The organism is Bradyrhizobium sp. Pha-3 (assembly GCF_042258615.1).
Taxonomy (GTDB): domain Bacteria; phylum Pseudomonadota; class Alphaproteobacteria; order Rhizobiales; family Xanthobacteraceae; genus Bradyrhizobium.
In genome coordinates, this window is record NZ_CP170152.1 from 6,925,774 (window position 1) to 6,941,770 (window position 15,997).

Genomic DNA, 15,997 nt, shown 5'->3' on the forward strand with positions numbered 1-15,997 from the left:
TGCTCGCGTGATACGCCTATATGACGCGACGCAGCCCGATGCAGTCAAAAGACTCGCATCCGAAGAGAGATAGCCGGCGGCACGATCGTTCGCATCAGAGAACGCCGACGACGAAGGCTTGGCCAGGAGTAACGTCGTACTCACTCGTCCAAGATATCGAGCAGATCATCGATCCGCTCGAACGGCGGCTCGTTTGTCTTGCCTGAATAAAAGACGCGATCGCCGTCGCGTTGGAGCGATCGTGCTCTTGATTTGGGCAACCGCCCCGGCAGAAACGTCGCTGCGACGGCCTCCGGCCCGACGTCGAGCCTCACGATACCTCGCCGCTTGCAATCGATCCTCAGCCTTGCCGCTGTGAAGAAATCCCGGCCGGCCGACGGCAGCTTGCCGAAGCGGCGCGAGGTCTCTTCCTCCAGATCTTCCAGATCGTCTTCGCTCCGGCACCTCGCGACGCGGCCGTAGATCTCAAGGCGCATGGATTCCGATTGCACATAACTCCTGGGCAGCAGATCCGCGAGTGGAAGGTTGAGATCGGGCACCCAAAGATCCGCGGCCCGGTCGTTGGTCTTCTCCGAAGCCTGTTTCAGAAGGTGGCTGTAGAGCACCGGCCCGAAAACCTGCACGTGGCCGGATTGCCGCTCGGAAAGCAGATCTCCGGCACCTCTGAGGTCCAGATCGCGCTCGCTGATCGCAAAACCCGCGCCCGGTCTGCTGAACTCCTCGAGAACGGCCAAACGCTTGCCGGATTGCTCCGAGTTCGATTCCGTCAGCATGTACGCGAAGGCACGCGTGCCACCGCGTCCGACCCGCCCTCTGAGTTGGTGGAGCTGAGCCAGACCAAACTTTTCCGGCCAACAGACCACGATGGTGTTCGCCCGGGGAATGTCGAGACCGCTTTCCACGATATTGGTCGCCAGCAACACGTCGGCCTCGCCTTCGACGAAGCTCATCATTCGGTCGTCAATCTCGTCGGCCGGTAGCTTGCCATGCAGGCAAACGATGCGCAGTTCCGGAGCCACCGCCTGCACGCGCGCCAACAGAGGATCCAGATCCTGGATGCGCGGACAGATCAGGAAGCTCTGCCCGTGACGTCGCTGCTCGCGCAGCAGCGCAGCCGCAATGGCGGCGTCCGAAAGTGGCGCGATCTTGGTCACGACCGGAAGCCGATGGACCGGCGGGGATGCGATCACGCTCAGGTCCCTGAATCCGGCGAGACCTGCCGCAAGCGTACGCGGGATCGGCGTGGCACTCATCCAAAGCGTATGGACGCTCTTCGCCAGGCCCGAAAGCTTCGCCTTCTCGGCCGCGCCGAAGTGCTGCTCTTCGTCGACAATGACCAGGCTCAGCTTGGCGAATTTCACGTCCTTCGATGCGATCGCCTGCGTGCCGACCACGACCTTCATCTTTCCGCTTCGCAGGGCTTCCTTGGTCTGCTTCATCTCCGCAGCCGACGTCGCGCGCGACAAGCTTCCGACTTCGACGCCGAGCGGAGCAAACCGTTTGCGGAATGTTGCGACGTGCTGCCTTGCCAGCACGGTCGTCGGAACGACGACGGCAACCTGCTTGCCCGACAGGGCAACGGCCGCCGCCGCGCGCAAGGCAACCTCGGTCTTGCCAAACCCGACGTCACCACAGACGACCCGGTCCATCGGATGACCCGACGCAAGGTCACCCAGCACGTCCCGAATAGCCTTCGCCTGGTCGACTGTCGTGAAATACGGAAAGCGCGCGACGAACCGCTCGTATGCGGGACCGGGAGCGACCAGCCTGGGCGCGCGCCGGCGGCGTCGCTGCGCGATGTGTTTGGCAAGCGCCTTGGCGGCAAGCTGAATTTCCTGCTCCGCCTTGGTCCGTCGCGCCCACCACGTGCTTCCGTCCGCCTTGTCCAAGGTCAGCTTGCCGCGCTCCGCCGCATACGGCCAGATCAGCGCAAGGTCGGCAGGCGGAACGAGCACGGCATCATCCCCGGCAAATGCCAGCCTGATCATCTCGCGCGATGATCCCTTCCCCATGTCGTAGGTCTGCAAGCCATCGAGCACGGCCAGCCCGCGCTGCAGATGAACGACGACCGCGCCGCGCTCCGGCACGTCGGGATGATCGAAAGCCGCACTCAAGGCTCTGGCCATGGGCTGCGGATGATGAGCCCGGCTGCCGAGCACGTCGGTCGCCGTGACCACGACAAGCGGCTTGCGGCCCGAACCGATGAAGCCGGTATCGAAGTCAGCCAGCAGCGCCGCTTCGCCACCCCGCCCCTTCGCCGCCTCGCTCCAGTCGGCGACACGCTCCGCCTTGATCCCGCTCATTCGCTCGATCGCCCGCAGGTCGTCCTCCACCGCCGCAACAAAGACCAGCCGCGATCCGGCGCGCTGCGTGTCGGCGACAAATGCGCGGAGCGCTTTTCGCGACGAGGCGACCTTCGAGAAATCAGGCGTCGGGGTGAACGCCGCCTTGCGAGGCAGCGCACTCATGCGCTTGGTCAGCCGCTTCCAGTCGACGGGGCCGAAGTACTCGCGGTCTGCCTCTCTGCGACCGGCTGCCTCCTTGATCGTACTCAGCCAGCTATCGGCGTGACCTGCAACTCCCGCGTCCGCGATCCAGCGGGCGCGCTGACAATAATCCGGCAGCGCCGCCCGCTGTGCCCGCTTGCCTCCCAGCGCGATCCGTTCCGACATCGGATCGATCAGCAGTTCCTGGGTATCGAAGACGACGTCGTGTTCGTTGGGATCTACTCCGGCGATCCTGCGGATCACGCCACCGGAATGCTCGATTCTGTACGGCCCAAGCGCGCCGGCAGGAAACACTTCGAACGTCATTCCGTGGAACAGGACGCTTCCGGGATAGTCCGCCTCTTCGTCGAGATCGTAACCCAGAGCTTCCAGACGATCCTTGAGGTCCTGCTCGGAATAGCGCGCACCGACCTTCAGGCTGATGCTGAGGCGGCCCCAGCTCGCGGGCAGCGGCAGCCGTTCCATGATTGCCTCCGCCGTCGACACCAGGAAGACAGGCTTCCTGCTCTTCGCGAGACGCCGCAACACCGAGCTCCGCCTGCCGGCGATCTCGCGCGACGGCTCCAGCCCGTCAAACGGCAAGGTATTCAGCCGCGGGAACACCAGCACCTCGAGCGAAGGATCGAGCGAATGCAGCACGCTGCCGAGGCGCTCCGCCCTGTTCTCGCTTTCCGCAAGGAAGACGATGCCGTCGCGCCCTGACTTCTTCCATTGCTCGAGAAGATGCAGCGCCAGCATGCCGAGTGGCGAGGAGGATGAGATCCCGGAACGCGTCAATCCCTTGCTTTTCTTCTTCGCGCCAGCAGCAGCGCGGGCCTTCTTGGTATTCGCCACGTCAAATCCATCGTTATTTCGTGAGTACGATCGCCCGGTGACAGGCACGTCAGGTCGATCGCGGCCCGCCAGCGCCCCCCGACGCACGCGGCCAGCGCTCTCATTACAGTCTCGCACTCGCGTTGGATAGCGGCGGGTTCGGGATCAATTGCGGCATCGGGGGATGTCTCGCTCCGCGCCACCATTCTGATTGTAGTCCAGCCATCACATCGGATCGCGCCACCCGGGCGTCCGAGAATTCACCGGCCCGAAAAATCACCGCAGGCCAGCTGCGCATCGCGCCAGCTCAAATTGTCCAAGGGGGTGTGAGCCACATCGGCGCCGATGCCGACGACGACGACGCGCAGGGCTGTTCGCTCTGCACGGCGAACAGCTTCGATTGTCTTGAGACGTTCCTGCAAGGTCTTCTTCATCGCCGTCCCATTCACAAGCCATCGAACAAGACGTTCTGGACATCACGAGGCCGTCAGGCGGTCGCACGGCGCTGCCGTGTCACGCAACAGAAACAGGGAAGGTTATCATGAAGACGAACTTCCAAATAAGGCGCAAGACTCAACACAGCGGAGGGCTCCTCGCCCAAACGCCATTGGGCAACTACCGCTCTTGCGCCAAAAGGTCCGGCATCGTTTCGCAAGCTTGTTCAGGATCGGCGACGGTATTGGCTGGAGACAGAGATGATCCGCTCGAGAATTGCAGGTTCCGCCCCAATTCAATGTCGAGCTCGGCCTCGTCCTTGCCGATCTCGATGCTGCGCCCCTGCCTTCGGTTTCATCTCGATTTCCATGGATTGCCGCTCAACAACGGCGGCGGCAGCTCGTCGAACCAGTCCACCCTCGACTACGTGGGCATGATACGCGAAGGTCTCGAGTGCGGCGCCGGTGTGCCGGTCATTTTCCAGACCGTTGCCTGCCCTCCGCAACCGCTGTTCGGAAGCATGGACGCGCAAGTATCCACGTCGATGCGCCGCCAGATTCAGGATTTCAACGATGGGCTTCGCGAGCTCGCCGCCAAGCGGGGTGACTACATCCTCGATATCGCCGCCTTGGCGGAATCGATCGGCGTGAGCTACGTCAATCGACCCTGTCCGGGATTTCGCTCGCCTGCCGAAAACCGCGAGAATCCCTCGTCTTGCGCCGCACTCAATGAGCGTATACGGGCATTGGTGGACAAGCCGTGCTCGAAAGACTCGCGCCAGCCGGAAATCAACGCCGGAACCGCGTCCAGTGCGCGCTTGCTTTCCCAAAGCGCGACGGCGTCGAATGCACTGACGATCTTCGCCAGGCGATCGGCCTCGTCCATCAGCCCGGCAAGCGGCACCGAGCGATTGACCATCCCCCAGCCCTCCGCGGTGCGCCCATCAATCCGTTGGGCCGTCAACACCAGCCAGGCCGCGCGTTTGGCGGTCAGCTGGATCTGGGCTCCAGGCCCAGAGAATTGCGGATAGGCCCCAAAGCCGATTTCCGGCATTCCGATTTCCGCCTCATCGGCGGCAACAGCCAGGTCGCAGACGCTGATGAGCGTCGCACCGCCGCCCAGGGCGAGTCCGTTGACGGCGGCGATAAAGACCGCGGGATGCTCCCGGATCGCGATCAGCACCTCAATCCAGTCCGAACGGGGATCGGGCGCGGTCCCCGCTTCGGCATCGTTGCGTGCTTCCTTCAGATCGACGCCCGAGCAAAAGGTGTCACCGCAGCCGGTCAATACGATCGTCCGGCAGTCGGCGCGCAAGGACGTCAGCGCGTCGAGAAGTTCCCGGCGCGCGGCGCGGTTCATGGCATTCTTCTTTTCCGGACGGTTGAAGCACACGACGGCATAGCCTTGACGTCGTTCGACGGTCACGAGGGACGTCATTTCACTCTCCTTCGTTGGTGGATGAAGACTTCGACGACCGCGCCAACTGGCCGTATGCGTCAGTACCGGGGCTTAATCAAAGATCAGGCCCCGCTGTTTCAACAAAAGGTCATCCGACTAGGCCTGCAAATGCTTCGCGAAGAAGCTCAAGCTGCGCGGCCAAGCGATATCGGAGCTTGTCTTGTCGTAGCTGGACCGCTCGTCGCAATGGAAGCCGTGCTCCGCACCGGGATAGGTGAAGACCTCGACCTCTGGCTGCTTGGCCTTGATTGTCTCGACGTCGGTTAGGGGAATGTGCGCGTCCTTCTCGCCGAAATGAAGTTGCGTTGGCACTTTCGGCCTCTCGTTTGCGAAGTGTATGAGGCCGCCCCCGTAGTATCCGACGGCAGCGGAAAGACCAGTCGATCGCGCTGCCGCCAGGTAGGCGATGACTCCTCCGGAGCAAAAGCCGACGATGCCGACCGGTCCGATAGACCTTGCCGCGTCGATCGCCGCCTGAGTATCGCGCGCAAACGCCGCCCAATCCGGATTGCCGGAGAACTTTTGCAATGCTTCCTGGACTTCATCGGGCGAATATCCGCTCTGGAAATTCGGCTCGGTGCGGTCGAAAATCGACGGTGCGAACGCCGCATAGCCTTGCTTCGCCAATCGATCGCAGATCGAGCGGATGTGGTGATTGACGCCAAAGATTTCCTGGGCCACGACGATCGCGCCCCTGGGCGCGCCGGCTGGATCGGCGCGATAGCAGCCCAATTGAAAACCATCTGACGCCGTCAGTTTGATGTCTTGTCCCATGACTGATCCATTTTGTTGAGCTTGCACTTGGTCGAGTTTGGACAGTGCGCCCGTTGCGGTCACACCGATGTTGAAACGGCGCCAATGGCCTATGCGAGGTGACGCGCGAAGAACGCCCGAATACGGCCTCGCGCGTCAGCCGCATCCCTGTTTTTGTAACCCGCCCGCAGGACGACACCGAGCACCCCGACCAAGCCCTTGAGATCGTCGAGGAAGGAATGTCCGGCGTCGGGATACTCTTTGACATCATGGTCGATTTGATGCCGCTCGAGTGCGCCGTTCAGCCGCGCCGCCGCGCCCTTTAGCGTCCAATCGCGACCGCCGAAGCTCGCGACCATCGGACAGGCGCCTTCCAGGATCGCATCGATATCATTCGGGACCTGGCCGTAGTTTGGGGCTACCGCGGAAAAGCCGTGGCCGGCTGCCAGCAGGATCGCGAAGCCGCCTGTTGCGCAGAAGCCAATGACCCCGGACTTGCCGGTGCAATCCTGACGGCTCTCGAGCCACTGCCTGATGGCGTCGACATCGTCGAACGCGGCGCCCTTGCGCGCCGACAGGTCCACCATCAAAGCGCGGATACAACGAAGCCGGCCACCCCAGGAGAACAGGTCCGGTGCCACCGCAAGATAGCCTTCCTTGGCGAGCCAATCAGCATGACCGCGCGTCACGTCGGTCAGGCCAAAGATGTCATGCAGCACGATGACGCCGGGCCACGGCCCCACGCCTTGCGGCGTTGCCAGATAGCCCTTGAGCCGGTGGTGCGGTGTCGCGATCGAAAACTCGGTCATATCGTCTCCTATGAACGGGTTCTGACGTCCCACCCTGAGTGACCTGGTGGGTGCCTCGTCCCTACCTGCTCACACTGACGGTGCCAGGAGCCGAGAAAACGATCTCCGGGGTGCCCGGCGGTATGAAGTCGACGGCATTCGGCGCCCCCTCCTCGCGCCACATCTCGTAGGCGATTTCGCGGACGATTTTCCCATCCTTGATCTCGAAAAGATGGGTCAGGCGCACAGCAAGCTCGGCGCCAACGGGATAGGGAATGTTGGGCATTTCGTCACCGACCACGGTGACGTGACCGATCTGATCGTCGAACACGAATTGCTCGGTGGCGAACCGGCGCAAGGGCACGACCCGACGATATGCGACGGTGCGAAAGATCGCTCGATAAGCTTCGAGAATCTCGTTCTTGTCATTCATGACGATACCGCGCGTGGGCGCCTCCCAGCTGATCGTGTCGCCGTAAAGGGCGATTGCCCTTTCGACATGCTCGGGCGTCTCGTTATGGAAATGCGCTTCGACCACTTTCAGATTGCGGGCAATAATCTGCTCGCGCGTCAGAGCGCTATCCGGAACCGTCGTGTCCACCGCGAGTGACCCTTCGATGCTTCGTTCTACCCCTGCCATTTGATCCTCCGCCTTTTTACCTGCGATGCGTGCTGTCGACGATCTTGTTGGTAATGCTGCCGATCCCTTCGACCCACGAGGTGAGCAGAGCACCCGGCTTCATGTAGACTCGCGGATTGCGGCCAATCCCGACACCATCGGGCGTGCCGGTCAGGATGACGTCGCCTGGCCGCAATGTGACATGGCGGGACGTGAAGGCGATGAGGTGCGGAACGCTGAACACCATGTCGGCCGTCGTGCCATGCTGCATGACATGTCCGTCCACGATGGTCTCGAGCTTCAAATCCGTGACCGAAATGGCGTCCGCCGTTACGATGAAGGAGCCAATGGGGCAACTCTTGTCTACGTTTTTGCCCAACGCCCACTGACCCGTACTTAGCGTTGCCGACTGAAGCTGCGCGGCGCGACCGCTGACATCGTTGGCGACGGTGTATCCGAACACGTTTTCCGCGGCGGTCTTCTCATCAGCGTCTATCGTCGTGGCGCCCACGATCGCGGCCAGTTCGACCTCCCAGTCAAGACCGTGCGGCTCGACGACCGGCACCGGTATCTGCGCTCCATCGACGACAAGCTCGGACGCCCATCGCGCGAACAGGTTTGGAAAGCTTGGAGTCGGAAGCTTCGATTCGACACCGTGCTTGGCGTAGTTGATTGCCGCGCAAATGATCTTCGCATCGCGCGGCACGGGCGGCGCCAGCGTCAGGTCGGTGAGCGGGATTTCGCCCTCGCTCATTCCCGCGGCGCGCTGCCTTAAGCCAGACAGATTCTCATAAAATGCGTCGATCGGTGCGAGCGGCGCGACCATATCGTCGAGCACTACTCCCATCATACGGTCGTGCGGATCGTGTCCGCCGACCCTGACATAGCTAACAAAACGCATGGTGCCGTACTCCGATGGCCTCACGTTGACGCAAGAAGGGCGAGATCGCTCATTTGCCGCGCCCGACGAGCTCTCGAATGCTCGGGACGAACAGGTCCGGCGTGACGTCGACGTCGTCAACGCCCGGCGGGTTGTAACGACTGAGATCGGTGACGCCGTGGGCGGCAAGCACTTCATCGTCGACGAAAAACTGACCGGTCACCGTCTTCGCATCGGATGTCAGGATCAGATGCGCGGCATCGGCCATGATTTCCGGGGAGCGCAATCGGCCGATGTCGATATGCGACTTGAACTCCGTCATCGCAGCGGTGTCGATAGCCGTTCGCGGCCAAAGCGCGTTGGCGGCAACGCGCCCACGAAACTCGCCGGCAACACCGAGCGTCACAAGACTCATGCCGAATTTGGCAATTGAATAGGCAACGTGTGGCGCGAACCAACGCTCCTCGATGTGGAGCGGCGGCGAAATCGTTAGAATATGCGGGTTCTCGGAGACCAGAAGATGCGGCAGACATTTTTGCGTGACCAGGAAGGTGCCGCGGGTGTTGACGCCATTGATCAGATCGTAGCGCTTCACCGGCGTATCGAGAATTCCCGTTAGCCGCACCGCGCTGGCGTTGTTGAGGCAGATGTCGATCCCTCCGAACCGGGCGACGGTCGCGGCCACGGCTGCCTCGACCTGCTCCTCGTCACGGATATCGCAGACGAGCGGCAGTGGGCGCCCGCCGACGTCCTCGATCTGTCGAGCCGCGGTGTAGATCGTCCCGGGCAACGACGGATGCGGCTCCACAGTCTTCGCCGCGATCGCCACGTTGGCTCCATCACGCGCTGCACGCATCGCGATGGCGAGCCCGATCCCGCGCGAGCCGCCGCTGATGAAGATCGTTCTTCCGGCCAATGTATTCATACTACGAAAGCGTATCCGTGCGTCATCATTCGTCACATCCCGATCAGATCGGCTTTGTCGATGATGTTCTTCACCAGTCGGATGGTCGCCGCGTCGATCATCTCACCGTTGTAGACCACGGCGCCAAGACCCTGCGCTTCGGCTTCGCGATACGCTTTCGTCATCGCGCGCGCCGCGTCGACATCGGCTTGCGAAGGCGAAAATACCGGTATCGCCTGATCTATCTGCGCTGGATGGATCGCCCACTTGCCAACCATGCCGATCATCTTCGCGCGCCGGCATTCCTCGCTATAGGTTGCGGCATCCTTGAAGTTGCCGAAGGGGCCGTCGACCGCATCGATGCCGGCCGCTCGGGCCGCGATCGTGATCTTGTGCCGCCCGTAGTGCCAGATGTCCCCGGGATAACCGTTGGGCCCATACACGGCGCCCAGGTCGATCCCCTGCGACGCCGAAAAATCGCCGACGCCGTAGATCAACGCTTCGAGCCGCGGCGAGGATCGGGCGATCTCTTCCACGTTGATCATCGCCTCGACCTCTTCGATCAGGACCTCGAGACCGATACGTCGATCTATCTTGAGCTTCTTCTCGAGCTGGCCGAGCAGCGTGTCCACGAAGAGAACGTCGCTTCCGCGCATCACCTTCGGTATCATGATCACGTCGAGGTGCTGGTGCGCGCCTTCGACCACTGTGATGATGTCTTCAAACGCCCACTCGGTGCCGAGATCGTTGATCCGCACGCAGCGTGTCTTTCCGCTCCAATCAAGGCTCTTGAGCGCCTCGACAGCCTTCCCTCGCGCCTCCACCTTGGCCTTCGGCGCAACGGCGTCCTCCAGATCGAGAAAGACGAAGTCAGCCTTGCTCCCGGCGGCCTTCGCCATCATTCGCTCGTTTGATGCTGGCACAGCCAGCTCCACTCGGCGCAGTCTCTTCTTTCGCTCTTGCATTGCGGCCTTCTCCTTCAACGATCACTTGACTACGCCGCGCGACCTCAAGTCGCGTAGTCGCTCATCGCCAACGCCAACACGCGCCAGAACCTCGGCCGCATGCTCCGATAATATCGGCGCGCGTCGTCGGATCGATCCCGGCGTTTCGGTCATCTTGATCGGCACCCCAGCCACCGCGAACTCGCCCTCACAACCCGGATGCTCCAGCGCGACAATCATGTCGCGCGCGACGAAATGCGGATCTTGCGCGATGTCGGCCGCGGTATAGACCGGTGCGAACGGTACCTGCCCGCCAAAGATCGAGAACAGCTCCTGCTTGGTACGCGACGCCGTAAACTCTGCGATCGTGTCGTAGACGAGATCCTGATGCCGCCGCCGCGCCTCCTCGGTGGCCAGGCGGGGATCCGATGCCATCTCGGGTTTGCACATCAATGCGCACAAACGCGCCCAGAAGGCGTCAGTGTGGCAGGCCAACGTCAAGTGGCCGTCCTTGCAAGGGATGATGCCGAACGGCGTCAGAAACGGGTGCCGGTGCCCCTCGGGCTGTGGCACTTTGTGTTCGTAGGAATGCTGATAGACGATCCGCTCACAGAGGGACAGCACACTGTCCACCATGGAGACATCGACAAATTGTCCCTGGCCGGTCTGTTTCGCGCGATAAACGGCGGCGAGCACACCGACCGCGCACATCATTGCCGGCACAATGTCACCGACGCCCGGACCGATCTTGATCGGTTGGCTGGCGCTCGCGCCGGTAATGCCCATGATGCCGCCCATCGCCTGCGAAATCACGTCGTAGGCCGGCCAATCGACGTAAGGGCTGCGGCCCGTGCGCGGGTCGCCGAAGCCGCGCACCGCTCCATAGACGAGCCGAGGATTGGCTTCCCGCAACACCTCGTAAGAGAGCCCAAGCCGGTCCATAACGCCCGCCCTGTAATTCTCGATGAGGACATCCGAGCCTTTGACCAGATCGATCAGTATGTCTCGCGCCTCCGGTTTCTTCAGGTCGAGACCAACAGAAAGCTTGTTGCGGTTGACGCTTTGAAAATAGCCGCCGAAAGCGTGCAGCTCGTCGTCGGGACGATAGGGCCCTACGGTACGGACGTAGTCGCCATCGAGCGGCTCGATCTTGATCACCTCGGCGCCCTGATCTGCGAGCAACATCGACGCATAAGGGCCGGCGAGCATCAGGGTCATGTCGATCACCCTGAGACCCGCAAGGGCTCCCTCGGAGGCTGTCGCGACCATCACTTGCTCCAGTGCGCCCGCTTCTTGACCAGCACCTGCCGGTCGCCCTCGAACACCACTTTGTCATCCTGATTGACACCCCAGTGATGGAAGACGACAACGCCGGCGTCAGTGCGTTCGCTCTCCCGCTTCTCGAGCACCTCGGTGAACGCGTAGAGCGTGTCACCGTGAAAGACCGGCTCCTTGAAGCGGACATTAGTCATGGCCAACTCGGCCAGCGCGTTCTCGGACGTGTCCTGACTGGACATGCCGATGATCAGCGAAGCGGTCACGCCACCGAACTGCAGCCGCTTCTTGAACATGGTGTCGCGCATGACGACTTCATCGAAATGACCCGAGGCCGTATTCATCACCATGTTCGTAATCAGAACGTTCTCGATCGGCTCGATCGTCTTGCCGCGCCGATGGCGAAGCACTTCACCAACGGTGAAATCCTCGAAATAGTTGTTGTTGCTCGTCAGCTCGGCGGTCTTCATCGTTTGCTCCGTCCAAGAAGGTTGTCCGAGATGATCCGCAGCTGAATTTCCGACGTACCCTCGAATATCTTCGTCAAGCGGGCGTCTCGCCAATAGCGCTCCACGGCATGCAGCTTGGTGTAGCCGGCTCCGCCGTGGATCTGCAGAGCCTCGCTCGTGACGCGCTCCGACATCTCGCTTGCGAACAGCTTGGCCATCGACGCCTCTTTGTCGCAGCGCCGGCCCCCGTCGATCTCGTCGCAGACGTAGTACATCAGCTGGCGAGCCGCCTCGATCTGGCTCGCCATCTCACCGATCTTGAAGCGGATCGCCTGGAAGTCCGATATCGGATTGCCGAACTGCACACGTTCCTTGGCATAGGCGATGGCGTCTTCGAGCCCCCCGCGCGCCAATCCGATCGACCGCGCAGCGGTATGTGCACGCGGCACTTCAAGTCCGCTCGTCGCGTAATAGAACGCCTTGCCTTCCTCGCCGATCAGATTCTCTTTCGGCACACGAAAATTGTCGAAAGCCAATTCCCACGTCTTGAAGCCAAAATATCCGATTTTGGGGATCGGCGCGCCACCCACGCCAGGCGGCAGCTCGCCCCGCTTCTTCGGGATCATGAACAGGCTGATGCCGAGATGGCGACGATTGGGATCCATTTCGGATGTCCGCGCCATCACCATCAGGTAGTCCGCACCGTCGGCAAACGTGCACCAGTACTTGTTTCCCGTCAGCCGATAGCAGTCGCCATCCTTCCGTGCGCGGCAGGTAAGGCTTGCAATGTCCGACCCGGTATTCGGCTCCGACATCGCGAAAGAGCCGAGCATCTCGCCGCCAGCGATCTTCGGCAGATACATCTGCTTCTGCTCGTCGGTCATGGCGGCCCAGCCGATCATGCCGTTGCCACGGGCAATGATGCTGGCCACGCTCATCCAGGCACGCGCCAGCTCTTCCGTGACCAGACAGTACTCGAAGCAACCTAGCCCCAGGCCGCCGTACTCCTCCGGCATGAGGATCCCGAAGTAGCCCATCTCCGCCATCTTGTCGCGCAGCGACATCGGTATGTCTTCCTGCAGCGGATCGAGCTTGTTGGCGATCGGCAGAACCTCGCGCATGGCGAACTCGCGCGCGGTATCCTGAATGAGACGCCGTTCCTCAGTCATATAGGACATGGTCAATCCTTGGCCGCCGGTCGCCTGTAGATGAGATTGGTGCGCTTGAAGTCGATCACGAGGCGGCCATGCTCATTGAAGCCTTTGGTGTGCCAGGTGCAGATCGCTTGCTGCGGATTCTTCGACGACAGCCGAGCGGCAAGCACCGTCGACCTGGCGGTCAGCGTGTCGCCCGGATAGACCGGCGAATGATAGGTCAGCTCGTCGACGCCTAGAAATCCCGCCCCGTTCTCGCTGAGGTCCTCGACCGAGAGGCCGAACACCGTGTTGAAGACAAGCATCGGATTCACCTGCTCGCGCGGGTGACCATGCGCGACCGCGAACTCGCGATTGAAATAGAGCGGATTGAAATGCAGCGTGAGCGTGGAGAACAGCGAGTTGTCGCTTTCGTTGATCGTACGGCCCCAGTGGTGGACGAATTCGCGACCGATCTCGAAATCCTCATACCAATGACCGCGCTGCCGCTCGACTGCCCGCTTTCGAAATTCGGGTTCCATCCTTCTTGTTCCCTACCGTTGCTCGTGAGCCAGTCGCGAGGTCAGATGTTTCAGGTCGGCTTGCCGCTCAAGCGACAAAATGTCGGCGGCAATGTCATCGGCGAGGCCGACACCGACGACCGGGCCGACCAGCAAGCGGAATTTGGCGAGGAGCTTTGTCTGCTGCTTGTCGAGGTCTCGCTCGGGTTGACCGGAATCATGACGACCGTTTAGAACCCGACCGTCAGCCAAATGCACGGCCACTTCGCTTCGCGTCAAAGGCCAGTCGCGCGCGAATGTCACCTCGACCTTGTCGCGCAACGCCTGCAGGCCAGGCTCTCTTGCCGTGCCTTCACTGAAATTGGTGACCACGGCCGTATCGACGCCCACCAACGTAAGCGCGGCCATCATGCGCAGCGAGAACTTGATCTCCAGGCCGGTGCTCGGGCGAGCGATATTGCAGATCGCTTCCGCACCGGCGTCATGACGCAGGGTGACTTTGACGACGTCGGAGCTGGAAAAGCCGTGCTCGTCCTGTAGAGCGCGCAGCGCCTCAATCGCCGCGTGGGTCTGGTGGCAAGACGCATGATACTTAAAGAGATTGTCGGCGATATGGTACTCGCTGCCGCCGCTCGAGAACTGATGCAGCGATCGCATGCCGTCGGCATGAGTGGCAGCGAACCCGTTTGCGCATTCAAGTACATCGCTTCGGCTGTTAAATCCCCGCGAGGCCAGTTCGGCGGCCAGCAGGCCGTTTTCGGCGGCTTTTCCGGCGTGCAACGACTTGCACATGGTGCCGAACATCGATTTCAAACCAGCCGCTTGCGTACCGGCGATGCCGAGCGCCGTGGCGACAGTGTTACTGTCGAGGCGGCTGAGATGTGCGCACGCTGCGGCGGCGCCGAATGTTCCGACGGTGCCGGTCGCATGGAAGCCGCGCCCATAGTGACTGGGCGACACCATCTCGCCGGCCTCGCATTCGGTCTCGTAGCCCGCGACGAATGCGACGATCAGGTCACGACCGCTGCCCCCCCGACTTTCGGCGAGCGCCAAGGCGGCAGGCAGCACCGGGGTCGTGGGATGGCCCATCATCCTGACATTCACGTCGTCGTAGTCGAGTGCGTGGGCTGCGGCACCGTTGACGAGAGCCGCCTGACGTGGAGAGACTCTTCGACTGCGCCCGATGAGGGTAGCGCAGCCATTGCCGCCCTCCGCTGCAACCTGTTCGGCAAGTATCGTGGCCAACGGCTCGCGTGCGCCCTGCAGGGCAACGGCTACCCAGTCCAGAACGCAGTGCTTGGCGATCGTAATGACGTCGGCAGGTAGATCCTCATACCTTAGAGTTGCGATGCGATGCGCCAGGGCTTGGGTTACGCCCTGCGCGACATCCGGACGACGAAGTTGCTCGTTCATCACACGTCACCCTCTCTCAAGCGCTGCCGGCGCGGGCAACATCAGGGCGTTCGCCATGGTCGATTGGCAGCGGGCGTTGAGGCGCAAGTGGTCCGTTCGCGCGCGCGGTCGCGTTTCTGCCGGCCCGGGTGCGGTTGGCGGCAACGGGCTCCGCAGTGGCCGCTCGATACTCTGCCTTGAGTTGCCGGCAGAGCTCTACGGTCGACGGAATATCCCTGATGTTTCCCACGCCGTGACCAGCGGTCCAGATATCCTTCCAGCGCTTCCGCGTCTCTGCAGCCGCCACGATCTTGCCGGGCAGCGTCGTCCGCAGCACGTCCAGGTCGACACCAGCCGCGAGCAGGCTCTTCGTCAGCCAGTTCGCGGGAGCACCGTCGACGGAGGCGCTGAAGAAGACATCCGTCGCATTCGACGTAACGATCATGCGTTTGTGATCTTCCGGCGCCGCGGATTCGGCCGTGGCGATGAAACGGGTCCCCACATAGGCGAAATCCGCTCCCATCATCCGTGCCGCAAGGACATCGCGTCCGGTCGTCATTCCGCCCGCCAAAGCAATCAGTCCGCCATGGACTTGGCGCAACTCGTTCATCAGGGCGAAGGGATTGATCGTTCCGGTGTGCCCGCCCGCGCCGCCCGCGACGGCGATAATGCCGTCGACTCCGGCTTCAAGCGCCTTCTCGGCATGACGCTTGCTCGCGACGTCGTGGAGTACAAGCCCACCATAGTCGTGAATGCGTGCAATGATGTCGGTTGGAGCCCCCTTCGACGTCAGCACGACCGGCACGCGATACTTGATGCATTTCTCCAGGTCGTCGGCCAACCGGGCGTTGGACGGATGGACCACCAGGTTGACGGCGAAGGGAGCCACTTTGCTATCGTTCGCTTCGCCGCGCAGGCGCTCCAGCCCCTCGATCGTCTCGATCAGCCAGTCCTCGAGGATCTCCGAGCTACGCGCGCTGTGCGCGGGAAAGCTGCCCATCAGCCCCTCCGAGCAGGCCGCAAGCGTCATCGCAGGCGTCGATACGAGAAACATCGGCGCCACAATGAGGGGTATTTCGAGCTGATTGAGCAATTCGTCTGCGTTCAAGTGTGTCTCCAATGGTGC

15 protein-coding genes are annotated in these 15,997 nt (G+C 62.0%); all 15 read right to left on the reverse strand.

Annotation, left to right across the window (positions count from 1 at the left end; all coding sequences use genetic code 11):
* Positions 1-140 precede the first annotated feature (140 nt).
* Positions 141-3,245 carry a DEAD/DEAH box helicase gene (locus ACE10Z_RS32520; protein ID WP_375789974.1) on the reverse strand — a complete coding sequence of 1,035 codons (3,105 nt, stop codon included), beginning with the start codon at positions 3,243-3,245 and terminating at the stop codon, positions 141-143.
* Between the two features lie 335 nt (positions 3,246-3,580).
* Positions 3,581-3,754, reverse strand: coding sequence for a hypothetical protein (locus ACE10Z_RS32525; RefSeq protein WP_375784429.1), 174 nt, complete (start codon positions 3,752-3,754; stop codon positions 3,581-3,583).
* 652 nt (positions 3,755-4,406) lie between these two features.
* The gene (locus tag ACE10Z_RS32530) at positions 4,407-5,192 is read right to left on the reverse strand and encodes an enoyl-CoA hydratase/isomerase family protein (protein ID WP_375784430.1); all 786 of its coding nucleotides are present in this window, start codon (positions 5,190-5,192) and stop codon (positions 4,407-4,409) included.
* Positions 5,193-5,309: 117 nt separating this feature from the next.
* Positions 5,310-5,987, reverse strand: coding sequence for a dienelactone hydrolase family protein (locus tag ACE10Z_RS32535; protein WP_375784431.1), 678 nt, complete (start codon positions 5,985-5,987; stop codon positions 5,310-5,312).
* 89 nt (positions 5,988-6,076) lie between these two features.
* Positions 6,077-6,775: a dienelactone hydrolase family protein gene (locus tag ACE10Z_RS32540; RefSeq protein ID WP_375784432.1), complete on the reverse strand. Its 699-nt coding sequence runs from the start codon at positions 6,773-6,775 to the stop codon at positions 6,077-6,079.
* Positions 6,776-6,836: 61 nt separating this feature from the next.
* Entirely contained in the window at positions 6,837-7,394 is a 558-nt protein-coding gene (locus tag ACE10Z_RS32545; protein WP_375784433.1) for a nuclear transport factor 2 family protein, read from the reverse strand.
* A 16-nt stretch (positions 7,395-7,410) separates the two neighbouring features.
* On the reverse strand, positions 7,411-8,274 hold the full coding sequence (locus ACE10Z_RS32550; protein ID WP_375784434.1) for a fumarylacetoacetate hydrolase family protein: 864 nt from the start codon (positions 8,272-8,274) through the stop codon (positions 7,411-7,413).
* Between the two features lie 49 nt (positions 8,275-8,323).
* A complete protein-coding gene (locus ACE10Z_RS32555; protein ID WP_375784435.1) occupies positions 8,324-9,178 on the reverse strand; it encodes an SDR family oxidoreductase in 855 nt (284 codons plus the stop codon).
* 32 nt (positions 9,179-9,210) lie between these two features.
* Entirely contained in the window at positions 9,211-10,122 is a 912-nt protein-coding gene (locus ACE10Z_RS32560) for an HpcH/HpaI aldolase/citrate lyase family protein (RefSeq protein WP_375784437.1), read from the reverse strand.
* 21 nt (positions 10,123-10,143) lie between these two features.
* Positions 10,144-11,370, reverse strand: a complete 1,227-nt coding sequence (locus ACE10Z_RS32565; protein WP_375784438.1) for a CaiB/BaiF CoA transferase family protein — start codon at positions 11,368-11,370, stop codon at positions 10,144-10,146.
* Positions 11,370-11,846, reverse strand: a complete 477-nt coding sequence (locus ACE10Z_RS32570) for a MaoC family dehydratase (protein ID WP_375784439.1) — start codon at positions 11,844-11,846, stop codon at positions 11,370-11,372. Before ACE10Z_RS32570 ends, ACE10Z_RS32565 begins: the two co-directional genes overlap by 1 nt.
* Positions 11,843-13,003 (reverse strand): acyl-CoA dehydrogenase family protein, encoded by a 1,161-nt coding sequence (locus ACE10Z_RS32575; RefSeq protein ID WP_375784440.1) that lies wholly within the window; start codon positions 13,001-13,003, stop codon positions 11,843-11,845. The genes ACE10Z_RS32570 and ACE10Z_RS32575 overlap by 4 nt, the downstream gene beginning before the upstream one ends.
* Before the next feature lie 2 nt (positions 13,004-13,005).
* A complete protein-coding gene (locus ACE10Z_RS32580; protein WP_375784441.1) occupies positions 13,006-13,500 on the reverse strand; it encodes a MaoC family dehydratase in 495 nt (164 codons plus the stop codon).
* A gap of 12 nt (positions 13,501-13,512) precedes the next feature.
* Positions 13,513-14,892, reverse strand: a complete 1,380-nt coding sequence (locus ACE10Z_RS32585) for an MmgE/PrpD family protein (protein WP_375784442.1) — start codon at positions 14,890-14,892, stop codon at positions 13,513-13,515.
* Between the two features lie 16 nt (positions 14,893-14,908).
* Positions 14,909-15,979 carry an NAD(P)H-dependent flavin oxidoreductase gene (locus tag ACE10Z_RS32590; RefSeq protein WP_375784443.1) on the reverse strand — a complete coding sequence of 357 codons (1,071 nt, stop codon included), beginning with the start codon at positions 15,977-15,979 and terminating at the stop codon, positions 14,909-14,911.
* Positions 15,980-15,997: the final 18 nt, after the last annotated feature.

Coding starts and splice junctions, on each gene's coding strand:
- ACE10Z_RS32520 (WP_375789974.1), bottom strand. CDS start 3,245: ATGCTGGCGCTGCATCTTCTCGAGCAATGGAAGAAGTCAGGGCGCGAC.
- ACE10Z_RS32525 (WP_375784429.1), bottom strand. CDS start 3,754: ATGAAGAAGACCTTGCAGGAACGTCTCAAGACAATCGAAGCTGTTCGC.
- ACE10Z_RS32530 (WP_375784430.1), bottom strand. CDS start 5,192: ATGACGTCCCTCGTGACCGTCGAACGACGTCAAGGCTATGCCGTCGTG.
- ACE10Z_RS32535 (WP_375784431.1), bottom strand. CDS start 5,987: ATGGGACAAGACATCAAACTGACGGCGTCAGATGGTTTTCAATTGGGC.
- ACE10Z_RS32540 (WP_375784432.1), bottom strand. CDS start 6,775: ATGACCGAGTTTTCGATCGCGACACCGCACCACCGGCTCAAGGGCTAT.
- ACE10Z_RS32545 (WP_375784433.1), bottom strand. CDS start 7,394: ATGGCAGGGGTAGAACGAAGCATCGAAGGGTCACTCGCGGTGGACACG.
- ACE10Z_RS32550 (WP_375784434.1), bottom strand. CDS start 8,274: ATGCGTTTTGTTAGCTATGTCAGGGTCGGCGGACACGATCCGCACGAC.
- ACE10Z_RS32555 (WP_375784435.1), bottom strand. CDS start 9,178: ATGAATACATTGGCCGGAAGAACGATCTTCATCAGCGGCGGCTCGCGC.
- ACE10Z_RS32560 (WP_375784437.1), bottom strand. CDS start 10,122: ATGCAAGAGCGAAAGAAGAGACTGCGCCGAGTGGAGCTGGCTGTGCCA.
- ACE10Z_RS32565 (WP_375784438.1), bottom strand. CDS start 11,370: ATGGTCGCGACAGCCTCCGAGGGAGCCCTTGCGGGTCTCAGGGTGATC.
- ACE10Z_RS32570 (WP_375784439.1), bottom strand. CDS start 11,846: ATGAAGACCGCCGAGCTGACGAGCAACAACAACTATTTCGAGGATTTC.
- ACE10Z_RS32575 (WP_375784440.1), bottom strand. CDS start 13,003: ATGTCCTATATGACTGAGGAACGGCGTCTCATTCAGGATACCGCGCGC.
- ACE10Z_RS32580 (WP_375784441.1), bottom strand. CDS start 13,500: ATGGAACCCGAATTTCGAAAGCGGGCAGTCGAGCGGCAGCGCGGTCAT.
- ACE10Z_RS32585 (WP_375784442.1), bottom strand. CDS start 14,892: ATGAACGAGCAACTTCGTCGTCCGGATGTCGCGCAGGGCGTAACCCAA.